Source organism: Bacillus sp. mrc49, from assembly GCF_002803435.1.
Genome location: NZ_PHNG01000645.1, coordinates 1 through 13,630 on the forward strand (window position 1 = coordinate 1; position 13,630 = coordinate 13,630).

The window sequence follows — 13,630 nt, forward strand, 5'->3', positions numbered from 1 at the left end:
TTTCAGCCCAATATGCTATATGATATCGGCGTTCAACTTTCGTTCGCCGTCACTTTTTCCATTCTCATGTCTTCGGGCATCTTCTTGCGCTATCCCCAAAAAACGCTGCAGTTACTTATCATAAGCTTGATCTGCCAATTGACAGCCCTTCCCATTTTGCTTTTTCATTTTTATGAAGCCTCTTTCCTAGGAGTGTTCCTGAATGTCGTGTATGTTCCGCTTTATTCGATTTTGTTGCTGCCTTTTTCTTTAATTGCCCTCACTTGTCATCTGCTATTCCCGCCGCTAGGAGAACCCCTTATATCAATATTGAATTTCACCTTCATCCTATGCAATAAGGCCGCCGATGCAGCCTCGAATTTGCCTTTAGCTTCCATTGTATTTGGAAAGCCCCATTTTTTCGTGATGGCATTACTTGTGTCGTTCCTTTTGGGGCTATTCCTGACCTGGGAGGAGTCCTTTAAGAAAAGTAAATGGTGGTGCGGGATGCTGATTGTACTTTTGTTTTTTCAATATAATATACAAAAGCTGTCACCCTTTGGCGAAGTGCAGATCATCGATGTTGGGCAAGGTGACTCCATTTTAATTATCCTGCCATTCAACCGCGGTAATTATTTGATTGATACGGGCGGACAGATTACATTCCCGATCGAGCCGTGGGCGCAAAAGCGCAAGAAGTTCAATACTGCGGATGATATCATCATTCCGTTATTGAAAAGTAAGGGCATCCATCATTTGGACAAACTGATTTTGACTCATGCCGATGCGGATCATGTAGGGAGTGCGAAAGAATTGATCGAACATTTCAAAGTGAAAGAAATCATCATTGGAGGCGGCAGTGAAGAGCAATATCGCGACTTGGATTTTGTCTCGATTGCAAGGGATAAAAAAGTGCAGCTGTCAGTCAGTAAAAGGGGGGACAGCTGGGTAGCGGGCGGATCTCTGTTTTCCGTGCTGCATCCTCATGAAGAAGAAGAAAATAAAAATGATTCGTCGATCGTTTTATACACGGAGCTAGGGGGCTTATCATGGATTTTTGCCGGAGATTTGGAGGAAGAGGGGGAAGGGAAGCTGATGAACGCCTTTCCCCGGTTGCGGGCGGATATCCTGAAGGTCGGCCACCATGGCAGCAAGACATCTACTTCGGCACCCTTCCTTTTGCAGCTGCAGCCGAAAGCCGCATTGATTTCAGCCGGAAAAGATAATCGATACGGTCATCCCCATAAAAGCGTCTTAGGGAATTTGGAAACAAATCGAATTCATGTGTTCAGGACGGATGAAGATGGTTCGATCATTTATAAGTATTCCAAAAGGAAAGGAACCTTTCGGAAGACTATCCCATAGTATGTTGTATAAATAAAAAAGAAAGAGACTGCAAAAGCAGTCCCCTTCCGAAAAAAATAAGTGCAGAAATCAGGATCCGACAGCTTTAATGACGACAGCTATGGTGAACATGGCAGCGAAAAATACAAAAGATCCGATGAAACCGATTGCGGAATCAGCGACGTCATCTGTCTTTGACTGGACATTCTTTTCGAATTCGTTCATGATTTACCCCTCCTATTTCTGCTAATAGTATAAAACATTACCAGTGAAAAATCTACAGGTCGCATTCTTCATTTCCTATACTGACAAGAGTTGTCACAAATAGTTTGCGGTTATGGGGTCAAAATAAAAGTACAAACAAAGCAAGCGAAAAAGAAAAGCTCGATATTTGTTCTGCACGAATACCTTACCCGCTTTCAAGGGAGATTACCCGGGCCTTCCTTGAAAGTGTTCATATAGATCCGGAATTAGTCCTTTAGGGGGCTAGTTCCCTTTATAGCTTGTCAAATGGTCCATCCACCTATACCATTAGAGAAGAATACATAAAAAAAGAGGCGGATTCTATTGGTATTAGACGTTTGGAAGAGCATAAAAAAAGGGCAATTCGCGCCGGTTTACTTGTTGTATGGAACGGAAGCCTATCTTATTAATGAAACGAAGCAGCTGCTGATCGAGAATGTCCTTCATGAAGATGAGATGGATTTCAACTTCTCTCAATTTGACTTGGAAGAGACACCTGTTGAGACGGCACTTGAAGATGTTGAAACTCTGCCCTTTATCGGGGAACGGCGTTTAGTTTTCATGCAAAACCCCTTTTTTCTGACTGCTGAAAAAACGAAATCGAGAGTTGAACACAATGTGAAGAGACTTGAAGCGTATTTGGCAGATCCCGTCCCTTATTCGATCGTCGTTCTGACTGCTCCTTATGAGAAGCTGGACGAACGAAAAAAAATCACCAAGGAACTGAAGCGAAAAGCGGTCCTCGTTGAAGCGAAGAAGCTTGGTGACCATGAGTTGAAGGGATGGGTGAGGGAACGGGTAGGTTCTGGCCGCATAGATGATCAGGCGACAGAACTATTACTTGAACTTGCAGGAACGAATTTGATGATGCTGACGAATGAATTGGATAAATTGGCACTTTATGTGGAGGAAGATCAACCTATCACCGCCGGGATTGTCGAAAAGCTGGTCGCTAAATCACTTGAACAAAATATCTTCACGCTTGTTGATCATGTGTTACAGCGGAAGATGGAGAGCGCCATGACGATTCTGCACGACCTCCTCCGTCAGAATGAGGAGCCGATCAAGATATTGAGTGTGATGGCAGGACAAGTCAGGCTCATGTATCAAGTGAAGGAGCTATCCCGTCAAGGATACAGCCAGCAAAAAATTGCCGGGCAATTAAAGGTGCATCCTTTCAGGGTGAAGCTGGCACTTGAGAAGACGGGGAAATTCCAGGAACGCGAATTGCTGGGCATCATGAACGACTTGGCAGAGGCGGATTATAAAATGAAAACGGGCCAAGCGGACAAGGCGATAACGCTTGAATTGCTGCTCTTGAAAATAAGGTGAGATTAAAAAGGTGACAGAAGCGCTGTCACCTTTTTATGTTGTAGTATTAGAATGTTTAATGTTGCTGCGTTGAATTGGTAACGCATTGCCCTTAGTTGTTTGTTTCATTCCACTTTGTGCGAGAACGAGGATGACAATCGATTGCCCACAGTTTGGAGGACTTGGACTTTGTCCGTCTCATTGCACTGCAGGTGCTCGCTTTCCATTCCACTTTGTGCGATAACGAAGCTTGGCTGGGCGGACTGCTTCGAATCCAATGAAAATAATGATGCCAAAGCGCCGTTGACTTATATTTGTTCTAAAAATGGGCACAAAAAAAACGATCCGGTTGGATCGTTTAATTTTTTGTCATTATGCGTTAAGAGCGTTAAGTCTTTTCGCTAAACGAGATTTTTTACGGGCTGCCGCATTTTTATGGATTAATCCTTTAGATGCAGCTTTGTCTAATTTCACAGCAGCTGTTAAAAGAGCTTCTTTAGCAGCTTCAACGTTTTCACCAGCTAATGCAGCTTCAGCGTTTTTCACTGTAGTACGCATAGTAGATCGAACTGTAATGTTTTGTACGCGTTTTTTGTCGTTGATTTTCACACGTTTAATAGCAGATTTAATGTTTGGCATTCCGTTCACCTCCTACAAAGAAATCGAGATTATATGAACTCGACTTTTCAAATCCATATCAAATAGCACAAGTGATATTCTATCAGACTGCTCATAAATATGCAATACTCCAGATTGAGAATCGAAAAGGAATTATAATTTCAATAAAAAATTCATCTCGTCATATTTCATTGTACCAAAAAAATGAATAATAAAAAAGCAAAAACGACAGAATGTTTAAGAGAGACTATGCAAATTACTAGATTGGATTACAATTCGAACAGCAGGAGGGCGCTATGGATAAACATTTGGATCTTAGGGAATTTGGTATTCGGACAGATTTGGCAATTGAAGCTAAGGAAATTGCCCTTGAACATAAAGGTGTCGTTGAGGAAGTGAATGTCTCCCATATCGAAGGGGTCATCATTAAGGAAAAAGAAGTCGATGACCTCAAGGTATCCTTGGTAGAGGTCACGGCTGCGGGGGAAAAGGAGATTGGCAAAAAAGAGGGCAGCTATTTGACCATCGAGGTCCAGGGGATCCGACAACAGGATACCGATACGCAGCATCGGGTGGAAAAGGTGTTTGCCAATGAGCTGGCTTATTTCCTGCAACGGAATAAAATCACCAAGGAAAGCAGCTGCTTGGTCGTTGGTCTTGGCAATTGGAATGTTACTCCCGATGCTTTGGGGCCTGCAGTCATTGAGAATCTTGTCGTCACGAGACATTTGTTCGAGTTGCAGCCAGGGTCAGTGAAGGAAGGATATCGGCCAGTCAGTGCGATTTCCCCAGGGGTCATGGGAATTACGGGAATTGAGACGAGTGACATCATAAAAGGGGTCATCGAGAAAAGTAAACCGGATTTCCTCATTGTCGTGGATGCCTTGGCTGCCCGTTCGATCGACCGCGTGAATTCAACGATACAAATCACCGATACCGGCATTCATCCGGGTTCTGGTGTCGGGAATAAACGAAAAGAACTGAGCCAGGATACATTGGGAGTACCCGTCATAGCAATAGGGATTCCGACGGTCGTCGATGCCGTATCCATTGCCAGCGATACGATCGATTATATCTTGAAGCATTTTGGCAAGGAATTAAATGAAGGTGACAGACCTTCACGTTCATTGGCACCTGCGGGATTCAGCTTTGGCAAGCGGACGAAGCTGACTGATGAGGATATGCCGGGGGAGAAGGAACGCCAAACCTTCTTGGGGATGATAGGGGTCCTTCCTGATGAAGAGAAACGGAAACTGATCTATGAAGTGCTGTCACCGCTCGGGCAAAATTTAATGGTTACACCGAAGGAAGTCGATGTTTTCATTGAAGATATGGCGAACTTGATCGCGAATGGGCTGAATGCGGCCCTGCATAAATCAATCAATCAAGATAATGCGGGATACTACACCCGCTAACACCATTTTTTGTGCCCAAAAATGGTGTTCTACCCTTTCTAGCAAAGTCATACGTATTAATAGACAAGCTATAGAGAGGGTGGAAGGATGAAAAGAAGAAATTCCCCAGGGGTCATAACAGCTGTTCACGGATCAACGATCATAAAAACTTTTCTAGGTATTCTCGCCTTGCTTCTTTTTGTTTTTTCAATCAGTGGGGTCATGACTTCTTTGAGACCGGAGTATCGGATATCTTCGGATTCGGTGCATACCGTAGCCAACCAATTTTCAGGGAAAATGCTGTTCTCGATGATGGCCAATGAAAACCAATATTTTTTTAACGCACTGCCGGAGGGTAAACAAGAATCAGTGATCACGGATCAATTGATAAAAGTCTCAACCAACATATCATTGGAGGACCCGCGGAGTTTACTTGGCAGGGAACTTCCTGGATTCTCGATTTTCGATAATGAGATTCTCGTGGCAGGTGAAGGAACGAATTATACGAACATGCCGTATGAATCCTCGCCGCCAGTAGATGTCCTGAATGAAGAGCGGGATGCATCCCTGCAAAACCTGGATGAGATTGAAGAACCGGAAAAAGGGGATACGAACCAGCCTCATCAAACGACGAATGGGCGGAAAGTGGTCGAGATTTACCATAGTCACAACCGTGAATCTTATCTTCCCTATTTAAAAGGGGTGACCAATCCGGATCTAGCCTACCATTCTAAAATCAATATTACGAAACTCGGGGAACGAATGGTTGAGGACCTAGCTGATAAAGGAATTGGTTCCTCGCTCGATAAGACGGATATCATGGGCAATTTGAACAATAAAGGATTGAATTACAACAAATCCTATCAAGAATCTCGAAGGTCTGTTCAGACGGCGATGGCCACTAACAAGGATCTGGAATATCTCATTGATATCCATCGGGATTCAAAACGAAAAAAACATACGACCATTACGATCAATGGCAAACAATATGCCAAAATCGCCTTCGTGATTGGCGGTAATAATCCCAACTTTGAAAAAAATGCCGCGCTTGCCAATAAACTTCATAAATCGTTGGAGAAAAAATACCCGGGCATTTCCCGCGGGGTTATGAAACAGGGCGGATCTGCCCATAATGGTATATATAATCAAGATTTATCAGGCAACGCCATGCTCATCGAGGTTGGCGGCGTCGACAATACTTTCGAAGAAATGTTTTTAACCGTGGATGCCTTTTCCGACGTTTTCAGCGAATTTTATTGGGATGCGAAAGCGGTGGATAAAACGGCCGGGGAATCGGAAGCGAAGTAATTTGGAAAGGAGACCTCCATCATGGTTAGATTTTGGTTGAAATGTACAGGGATTGTACTCGTATTATTTTTAGGCGTTCTGATTGGGATGCAGCAGGCGAACGATGGAATGAAGAAAATGAAGGGGTATGAAGATCCTTCTTTAAATAGTGCATTCATGATCAACCAATCAGGCCAAGGGGAGATGGAGGCTGATATCCTAGGACAAAAGGTGACAAGCCATGACTTGGAGACAAAAAAAGAAAAGCTGGAAGAAATGAAGGCCTTCAATTTTTTCTCCTCAATCGGCAGAACGCTAGGGGACACGATTTCAGGGGCATTTCAAGCGCTTATCGATATGATTTAGCTGTAGTGTCGTGAATAAACCAGCAAAAGGCCTGCATCCAATCCGATGCAGCCTTTTTTTATGCTTTACCTTACAATGATGCTTCTTTTGTAACTATTCTGTTGAATCTTGCATTTTCTATTGATATAATAAAAAATAGTGTATTGTGTCGACTAGTGGGAGTGAACGTCATGAATAGAGAAGAAAAATTAAAAAGACAATCAAAGATTCGCAACTTTTCCATCATCGCTCATATTGATCATGGTAAATCTACATTGGCGGATCGCATCATTGAAAAAACGAACGCCATGACTCAACGTGAAATGAAGAGTCAACTGCTGGATTCCATGGATTTAGAGCGTGAGCGTGGAATTACGATTAAATTGAATGCAATCCAATTGAAATATAATGCGAAAGATGGCGAAGAGTATATTTTCCATCTGATTGACACACCGGGACATGTCGATTTCACGTACGAGGTTTCAAGAAGCCTGGCTGCGTGTGAAGGCGCTGTCCTTGTTGTCGATGCAGCTCAGGGCATTGAAGCCCAAACGCTGGCAAATGTGTATTTGGCTTTGGATAACAACCTGGAAATCATTCCGGTCATCAACAAAATCGACTTGCCAAGTGCTGACCCGGAAAGGGTGCGTGGTGAAATCGAGGAAGTAATCGGCTTGGATGCTTCCGATGCAGTCCTTGCTTCGGCTAAAGCCGGTATCGGAATCGAGGAGATTCTCGAGCAGGTGGTTGAATTGGTGCCGCCGCCACAGGGAGATCCGGATGCCCCTTTCAAGGCGCTCATTTTCGATTCACTGTTTGATGCCTATCGCGGTGTCGTAGCCTATATCCGTGTTGTCGAAGGTTCCATAAAAGTGGGCGACAAAATCAAAATGATGTCCACTGGCAAGGAATTCGATGTAACGGAATTGGGTGTCTTCAACCCAAAACCGCAGCTGCTGGGTGAGCTGAATGTCGGCGATGTAGGGTTCCTTACGGCTGCCATTAAAAATGTCAGCGATACGACGGTGGGTGATACGATCACAAGTGCCGTCAATAGTGCGACAGAGCCGCTTCCGGGTTACCGTAAGATGAATCCGATGGTGTATTGCGGGTTATACCCAATCGATGCATCGAAGTTCAATGACCTGCGGGATGCTTTGGAAAAATTGGAATTGAACGATTCTGCGCTTCAGTTCGAGGCGGAATCATCGCAAGCGTTAGGCTTCGGCTTCCGTTGTGGATTCCTTGGACTTCTTCATATGGAAATCATCCAGGAACGGATTGAACGTGAATTCAAAATTGATTTAATCACTACTGCACCAAGTGTTATTTACGATGTTGTCCAAACGGACGGAACGGTTCTGAAGGTTGATAACCCATCCAACATGCCTGATGCCCAAAAGATTGAACGCGTCGAGGAGCCATACGTAAAAGCGACGATGATGGCACCGACGGAATTCGTCGGGACGATCATGGAAATCTGTCAAAACAAACGCGGTAACTTCATTGACATGGAATATATCGATGAGACACGTGTGAGCATTCATTATGAGATACCGTTATCGGAAATCGTGTATGATTTCTTTGATCAATTGAAATCCAATACGAGAGGCTATGCTTCATTCGATTATGAGTTGATCGGTTACAAACCGTCCAAGCTTGTGAAGATGGATATCCTGCTTAATGGCGAAACCGTCGATGCGTTGAGCTTCATCGTTCATAAGGATTTTGCCTATGAACGCGGTAAAGTCATCGTTGAAAAGTTGAAGAAATTGATTCCGAGACAACAATTCGAAGTACCGATCCAAGCAGCTATCGGACAGAAAATCGTGGCCCGTTCCTCGATTAGTGCAATGCGCAAAAACGTATTGGCTAAATGTTACGGCGGCGATATATCTCGTAAACGTAAGTTGCTCGAAAAACAGAAAGAAGGTAAAAAGCGGATGAAACAGGTAGGATCCGTTGAAGTGCCGCAAGAAGCTTTCATGGCTGTTTTGAAAATGGATGATACGACACCGAAGAAATAAATAAAATTAACGATAGAGGGGAAAAGAGGGTAGAGTGATTCTAGCCTCTTTTTCTATCGACTCATTCGATTAAAGGTTGTGAACACGATGATTAAAAGCGCCTATCTCCATATACCGTTCTGTGAACACATTTGTCACTATTGTGATTTTAATAAAGTATTCCTGCAAGGACAGCCTGTCGACGAATATTTACAGATGATGAAAAGGGAAATGGCCCTGCAGCTTGCCAAATACCCGACGACAGGATTGGATACCGTTTTCGTCGGCGGAGGGACACCGACCTCATTAGATGAAAAACAGCTGACATTCCTATGTGAAGCTATCAATGAAACCTTGCCATTCGAACCGAAAAAAGCCGAGTATACATTCGAGGCCAATCCAGGGGACCTTTCGAGGGAAAAACTCGAAATTCTGTATCAATCGGGTGTCAATCGGCTTAGCTTCGGCGTGCAGAGCTTCAATGATGATTTGTTGAAACGGATAGGACGGACTCATCGGGCTTCCGAAGTGTACGAAACGATCCACCTGGCTCAAGAGGTTGGCTTCACGAATATCAGCATTGATTTGATTTATGGATTGCCTGGTCAAACGATGGCCGATTTTCAGGATACGCTGGTTAAAGCCCTTGCTCTGCAATTGCCGCACTATTCCAGTTACTCATTGATCGTTGAACCGAAGACGGTTTTTTACAATCAGATGCGAAAGGGTAAATTGAACCTGCCGCCGCAGGAACTCGAGGCTTCCATGTATGAGAAGCTCATGGAAGAAATGGAGAAGCAAGGTATCCACCAGTATGAAATCAGTAACTTTGCCCGGCCTGGTTTTGAAAGCCGTCATAATCTGACATATTGGGATAATGTGGAGTATTATGGCATTGGTGCCGGCGCACATGGCTATACTGGAGGAAGGCGAGTGGCTAACCATGGCCCCGTGAAGAAATATATCACCCCTTTATTAGAAAATCAGCTGCCGGTTTTGGAGGAACATCAGGTCCCGCTCCATGAACGGATGGAGGAAGAAATGTTTTTGGGCCTCCGGAAAACAGAAGGAGTTTCAATCGAGAACTTCATGAATAAATTTTCTGTTGAAATGACCGAGATTTTCCGGAAACCGCTTCAGGAAGAAGTGGCAAAGGGCCTTCTAATGGTTGAGGACGGCTTCGTCCGCTTGACTGAACAGGGGAAACTGCTCGGAAATGAAGTGTTCCAATCATTTTTAGGTGTTGCCGATTCCGATTAAGGAAATCGCTTGTCATTTTAACGATGAATTACGGGTTTTCTTTGTTGACATCATTGGCTGCATTTGATAATTTATTAGTATATTAGCACTCAGAGAGACAGAGTGCTAACAGAGGTGATCATACATGCTAACTGATCGTCAATTATTGATTCTGCAAGTGATAATCGAGGATTTTATCCATTCAGCCCAGCCAGTCGGGTCACGAAGCTTGTCGAAGAAAGATGAAATTACGTTCAGCTCTGCCACAATCCGCAATGAAATGTCTGATCTTGAAGAAATGGGATTCATAGAAAAAACCCATACATCTTCCGGCAGGATTCCTTCTGAAAAAGGGTATAGATATTATGTGGATCATTTACTTTCTCCTCAAGCTCCGAAAAAGAATGAAATGAAATTATTGAAATCCGTTTTTGTAGAACGAATTTATGAATTGGAAAAGATCGTTCAAAAGTCAGCGAAAATTCTTTCGGAACTGACGAATTATACGGCAATAGTGCTTGGGCCGAAAGTGAATGAACATAAGCTGAAGAAAATCCAAATCATTCCCTTGAGCGCTGAAACAGCGATTGCCATCATCATTACCGATACAGGTCATGTGGAGAACCGAATGATTTCCCTTCCTCCCTCTTTCGATATAAACGAAATCGAAAAGATGGTGAACATATTAAATGCCCGATTGGTCGACGTTCCGTTAGTTGATTTAAAGGATAAGATATATAAGGAAGTGGCTGTTCTGTTAAGCCGCCACATTCAAAACTACGGCTCGATGGTTTCCGTCCTTGCGGATACCTTGACGGATACAAACCCCGAAAAAATATTTTTCGGCGGGAAAACGAATATGTTGAGGCAGCCGGAGTTCCATGATATCGCTAAGGTCAGCACGCTTTTATCCATGATTGAGCAGGAGCAGGGGTTTTATGATCTCATTACCCAAAACCCATCTGGCATCCACGTCAGGATCGGCCGCGAAAATCAAAACACAGTGCTTGATGATTGCAGCTTGATTACCGCTACTTATTCAATCGGACAGGAGCAAGTCGGCACATTAGCCATATTGGGTCCGACGAGGATGGAATATTCGAGGGTGATCAGTTTGCTTTCGTTTTTCTCGAAGGATTTGACTGCCCTCATGACAAAACTGTATCAAAAATAGGAGCAAAGGTAATATTGTTAAGGTGGCGGAGGGCAGCATCCCGTCGCCTGGCATGATACTTTAGCATAAATTGTATAACCCTTTTAGGGAGGTGAGATTGTGACAGATAATAAAAACGAAGAACAAACATTGGAAAATGAAACAATCGAAGAAAACGCTGCAGAAGCGGTTTTCGCTGAAGAAGAAATTCCAGCGGAGCAAAACCAGGATCCGGCTGAAAAGGATGAGCTTCAGTTGGCTCAGGAAAAAATTGCCGAGCTTCAAGCAAAAATCGAAGAAATGGATAACCGTTACCTTCGTCTGCAGGCCGATTTTGATAATTCAAGACGCCGTGCCAAGCTTGATATGGAGGCGGCTCAAAAATATAGAGTTCAAAGTATTGCTGGCGATTTAGTGGAAGCCCTTGATAATTTTGAAAGAGCTACAAAAATCGAAGCGGAAAATGAACAAACGAAATCCCTGCTTTCGGGCATGGAAATGGTTTATAAGACGATTACGGACGCATTGGCCAAAGAAGGCATCGAGCCGATCAGCTCGGTTGGTGAAGAGTTCGATCCTCGTTTGCATCAAGCGGTCATGCAAGTCCAAGATGAAAACTTCGGTTCCAACATCGTCGTGGAGGAATTCCAAAAAGGATACCTGCTTAAAGACCGAGTGATTCGACCTGCAATGGTGAAAGTGAACGAATAAGCATTTTACATATAATTACTGGGAGGTAGTGAAACTATGAGCAAGATTATTGGTATTGACTTAGGTACAACAAACTCTTGTGTATCTGTACTTGAAGGCGGGGAACCAAAAGTAATCCCGAATCCAGAAGGAAACCGTACGACTCCATCCGTAGTGGCATTCAAAAATGGAGAAAGGCAAGTAGGGGAAGTGGCAAAACGCCAAGCGATCACAAACCCTAACACGATCATCTCCATCAAGCGTCATATGGGTACGAACCATAAAGAAGTAATCGAAGGAAAAGAGTATTCACCTCAGGAAGTTTCTGCAATCATCCTTCAATACTTGAAATCTTATGCTGAAGAGTATCTTGGTGAGAAAGTTACAAAAGCGGTCATCACCGTACCTGCTTACTTCAATGATGCAGAACGTCAGGCAACAAAGGACGCTGGACAAATTGCCGGTCTTGAAGTGGAACGTATCATCAACGAACCGACAGCTGCAGCACTTGCATACGGTTTGGATAAAACGGAAGAAGATCAAACGATCCTTGTATTCGACCTTGGCGGCGGAACATTCGACGTTTCTGTCATGGAACTTGGCGATGGCGTATTCGAGGTTAAATCCACAGCCGGCGACAATCGTCTAGGTGGAGATGATTTCGACCAAGTCATCATCGATTACTTAGTGGAAGCATTCAAGAAAGAAAACGGAATCGACCTTTCCAAAGACAAAATGGCTGTTCAACGTTTGAAAGATGCAGCTGAAAAAGCGAAAAAAGATCTTTCCGGTGTAACTTCCACACAAATTTCATTGCCATTCATCACAGCTGGGGATGCTGGCCCGCTTCACTTGGATGTAACCATGACTAGAGCTAAATTCGATGAGCTTTCTTCAGGCCTTGTGGAACGCACAATGGGACCTACTCGTCAAGCGATGAAAGATGCGGGCCTTTCTGCTTCTGAAATCGATAAAGTCATCCTTGTTGGTGGATCTACACGTATTCCTGCGGTTGTTGAAGCAATCAAAAAGGAAATCGGACAAGAGCCAAGCAAAGGCGTTAACCCTGATGAAGTAGTGGCCATGGGTGCTGCGATTCAAGGTGGCGTATTAACAGGAGATGTTAAAGACGTCGTTCTTCTTGACGTAACTCCACTTTCACTTGGAATTGAAACGATGGGCGGAGTGTTCACGAAATTGATCGATCGCAATACAACGATTCCAACAAGTAAATCCCAAGTATTCTCGACTGCGGCTGATAACCAAACGGCTGTTGATATCCACGTTCTTCAAGGTGAGCGTCCAATGTCAGCGGATAACAAAACGCTTGGCCGCTTCCAATTGAGTGACATTCCGCCGGCACCACGTGGAGTTCCTCAAGTTGAAGTAACATTCGATATCGATAAAAATGGTATCGTGAACGTTCGTGCGAAGGATCTTGGCACAAACAAGGAACAAGCGATCACGATCAAATCATCTTCAGGCCTTTCTGATGAAGAAATCGACCGTATGGTACGCGAAGCGGAAGAAAATGCTGACAGCGATAAGCAACGTAAGGAAGAAGTGGAGCTTCGCAATGAAGCGGATCAACTAGTCTTCCAAACGGAAAAAACGCTTAAAGATCTAGAAGGCAAAGTGGACGAAGCGGAAGTGACGAAAGCGAACGAAGCGAAGGATGAACTGAAAGCTGCCATCGAGAAAAACGAGCTTGAAGAAATCCGCGTGAAGAAAGATGCACTGAACGAAATCGTTCAAGCATTGACCATGAAGCTTTATGAAGAAGCGGCAAAAGCTCAGCAAGCTGGTGAAGCTGGAGCTGGCGAAGCCGGTGCAAAAGACGATAACGTCGTCGATGCAGAGTACACAGAAGTTAACGAAGAAGAGAAAAAATAAAAAGTGACCCATCCGGGAAGCTGAAATATATGGCAGTGTTTTTGGCCTGTCATTGTAGAAAAGTCAAAGTCAGGTTATCTTGGCTTTGGCTTTTTTATAATGAATGGTTTTCTCTATACAAACGCAGC

General features: G+C 43.9%; 12 protein-coding genes. 10 read left to right on the top strand and 2 right to left on the bottom strand.

What is annotated here, in order from left to right; all coding sequences use genetic code 11:
* Positions 1 to 1,344, top strand: a 1,344-nt coding sequence (locus tag CVN76_RS07820) for a DNA internalization-related competence protein ComEC/Rec2 (protein WP_100530823.1), incomplete at its 5' end; no start/stop codon positions are given.
* A gap of 69 nt (positions 1,345 to 1,413) precedes the next feature.
* Here the strand turns inward: CVN76_RS07820 and CVN76_RS07825 are convergent.
* The gene (locus tag CVN76_RS07825; RefSeq protein ID WP_034308559.1) at positions 1,414 to 1,548 is read right to left on the bottom strand and encodes a YqzM family protein; all 135 of its coding nucleotides are present in this window, start codon (positions 1,546 to 1,548) and stop codon (positions 1,414 to 1,416) included.
* Positions 1,549 to 1,890: 342 nt separating this feature from the next.
* Here CVN76_RS07825 and holA point away from each other — a divergent pair, with 342 nt between their 5' ends.
* Positions 1,891 to 2,898, top strand: a complete 1,008-nt coding sequence (gene holA, locus CVN76_RS07830) for a DNA polymerase III subunit delta (RefSeq protein ID WP_100530824.1) — start codon at positions 1,891 to 1,893, stop codon at positions 2,896 to 2,898.
* A 351-nt stretch (positions 2,899 to 3,249) separates the two neighbouring features.
* Here holA and rpsT read toward each other — a convergent pair whose 3' ends face one another.
* Complete coding sequence (gene rpsT, locus CVN76_RS07835; protein ID WP_061144543.1) at positions 3,250 to 3,516, bottom strand: 30S ribosomal protein S20; 267 nt, start codon at positions 3,514 to 3,516, stop codon at positions 3,250 to 3,252.
* A gap of 275 nt (positions 3,517 to 3,791) precedes the next feature.
* Here rpsT and gpr point away from each other — a divergent pair, with 275 nt between their 5' ends.
* From gpr to dnaK, 8 genes are all read left to right on the top strand, one after another.
* A complete protein-coding gene (gene gpr / locus CVN76_RS07840) occupies positions 3,792 to 4,910 on the top strand; it encodes a GPR endopeptidase (RefSeq protein WP_100530825.1) in 1,119 nt (372 codons plus the stop codon).
* 87 nt (positions 4,911 to 4,997) lie between these two features.
* On the top strand, positions 4,998 to 6,197 hold the full coding sequence (spoIIP, locus tag CVN76_RS07845) for a stage II sporulation protein P (RefSeq protein WP_100530826.1): 1,200 nt from the start codon (positions 4,998 to 5,000) through the stop codon (positions 6,195 to 6,197).
* A gap of 21 nt (positions 6,198 to 6,218) precedes the next feature.
* Complete coding sequence (locus tag CVN76_RS07850; RefSeq protein WP_061144546.1) at positions 6,219 to 6,542, top strand: YqxA family protein; 324 nt, start codon at positions 6,219 to 6,221, stop codon at positions 6,540 to 6,542.
* A gap of 170 nt (positions 6,543 to 6,712) precedes the next feature.
* Positions 6,713 to 8,548: a translation elongation factor 4 gene (gene lepA / locus CVN76_RS07855; RefSeq protein ID WP_061144001.1), complete on the top strand. Its 1,836-nt coding sequence runs from the start codon at positions 6,713 to 6,715 to the stop codon at positions 8,546 to 8,548.
* Between the two features lie 87 nt (positions 8,549 to 8,635).
* A complete protein-coding gene (gene hemW / locus CVN76_RS07860) occupies positions 8,636 to 9,787 on the top strand; it encodes a radical SAM family heme chaperone HemW (RefSeq protein WP_100530827.1) in 1,152 nt (383 codons plus the stop codon).
* A gap of 124 nt (positions 9,788 to 9,911) precedes the next feature.
* A complete protein-coding gene (hrcA, locus tag CVN76_RS07865; RefSeq protein WP_061143999.1) occupies positions 9,912 to 10,940 on the top strand; it encodes a heat-inducible transcriptional repressor HrcA in 1,029 nt (342 codons plus the stop codon).
* A gap of 99 nt (positions 10,941 to 11,039) precedes the next feature.
* Positions 11,040 to 11,630 (top strand): nucleotide exchange factor GrpE, encoded by a 591-nt coding sequence (gene grpE, locus CVN76_RS07870; RefSeq protein WP_061143998.1) that lies wholly within the window; start codon positions 11,040 to 11,042, stop codon positions 11,628 to 11,630.
* Positions 11,631 to 11,666: 36 nt separating this feature from the next.
* Positions 11,667 to 13,502 carry a molecular chaperone DnaK gene (gene dnaK, locus CVN76_RS07875; RefSeq protein ID WP_061143997.1) on the top strand — a complete coding sequence of 612 codons (1,836 nt, stop codon included), beginning with the start codon at positions 11,667 to 11,669 and terminating at the stop codon, positions 13,500 to 13,502.
* Positions 13,503 to 13,630 lie beyond the last annotated feature (128 nt).

What these genes read in the sequence shown, in the direction of transcription:
- spoIIP (WP_100530826.1), top strand. Translation starts at nt 4,998, where the DNA reads ATGAAAAGAAGAAATTCCCCAGGGGTCATAACAGCTGTTCACGGATCA.
- hemW (WP_100530827.1), top strand. Translation starts at nt 8,636, where the DNA reads ATGATTAAAAGCGCCTATCTCCATATACCGTTCTGTGAACACATTTGT.
- dnaK (WP_061143997.1), top strand. Translation starts at nt 11,667, where the DNA reads ATGAGCAAGATTATTGGTATTGACTTAGGTACAACAAACTCTTGTGTA.
- CVN76_RS07850 (WP_061144546.1), top strand. Translation starts at nt 6,219, where the DNA reads ATGGTTAGATTTTGGTTGAAATGTACAGGGATTGTACTCGTATTATTT.
- rpsT (WP_061144543.1), bottom strand. Translation starts at nt 3,516, where the DNA reads ATGCCAAACATTAAATCTGCTATTAAACGTGTGAAAATCAACGACAAA.
- CVN76_RS07825 (WP_034308559.1), bottom strand. Translation starts at nt 1,548, where the DNA reads ATGAACGAATTCGAAAAGAATGTCCAGTCAAAGACAGATGACGTCGCT.
- gpr (WP_100530825.1), top strand. Translation starts at nt 3,792, where the DNA reads ATGGATAAACATTTGGATCTTAGGGAATTTGGTATTCGGACAGATTTG.
- hrcA (WP_061143999.1), top strand. Translation starts at nt 9,912, where the DNA reads ATGCTAACTGATCGTCAATTATTGATTCTGCAAGTGATAATCGAGGAT.
- lepA (WP_061144001.1), top strand. Translation starts at nt 6,713, where the DNA reads ATGAATAGAGAAGAAAAATTAAAAAGACAATCAAAGATTCGCAACTTT.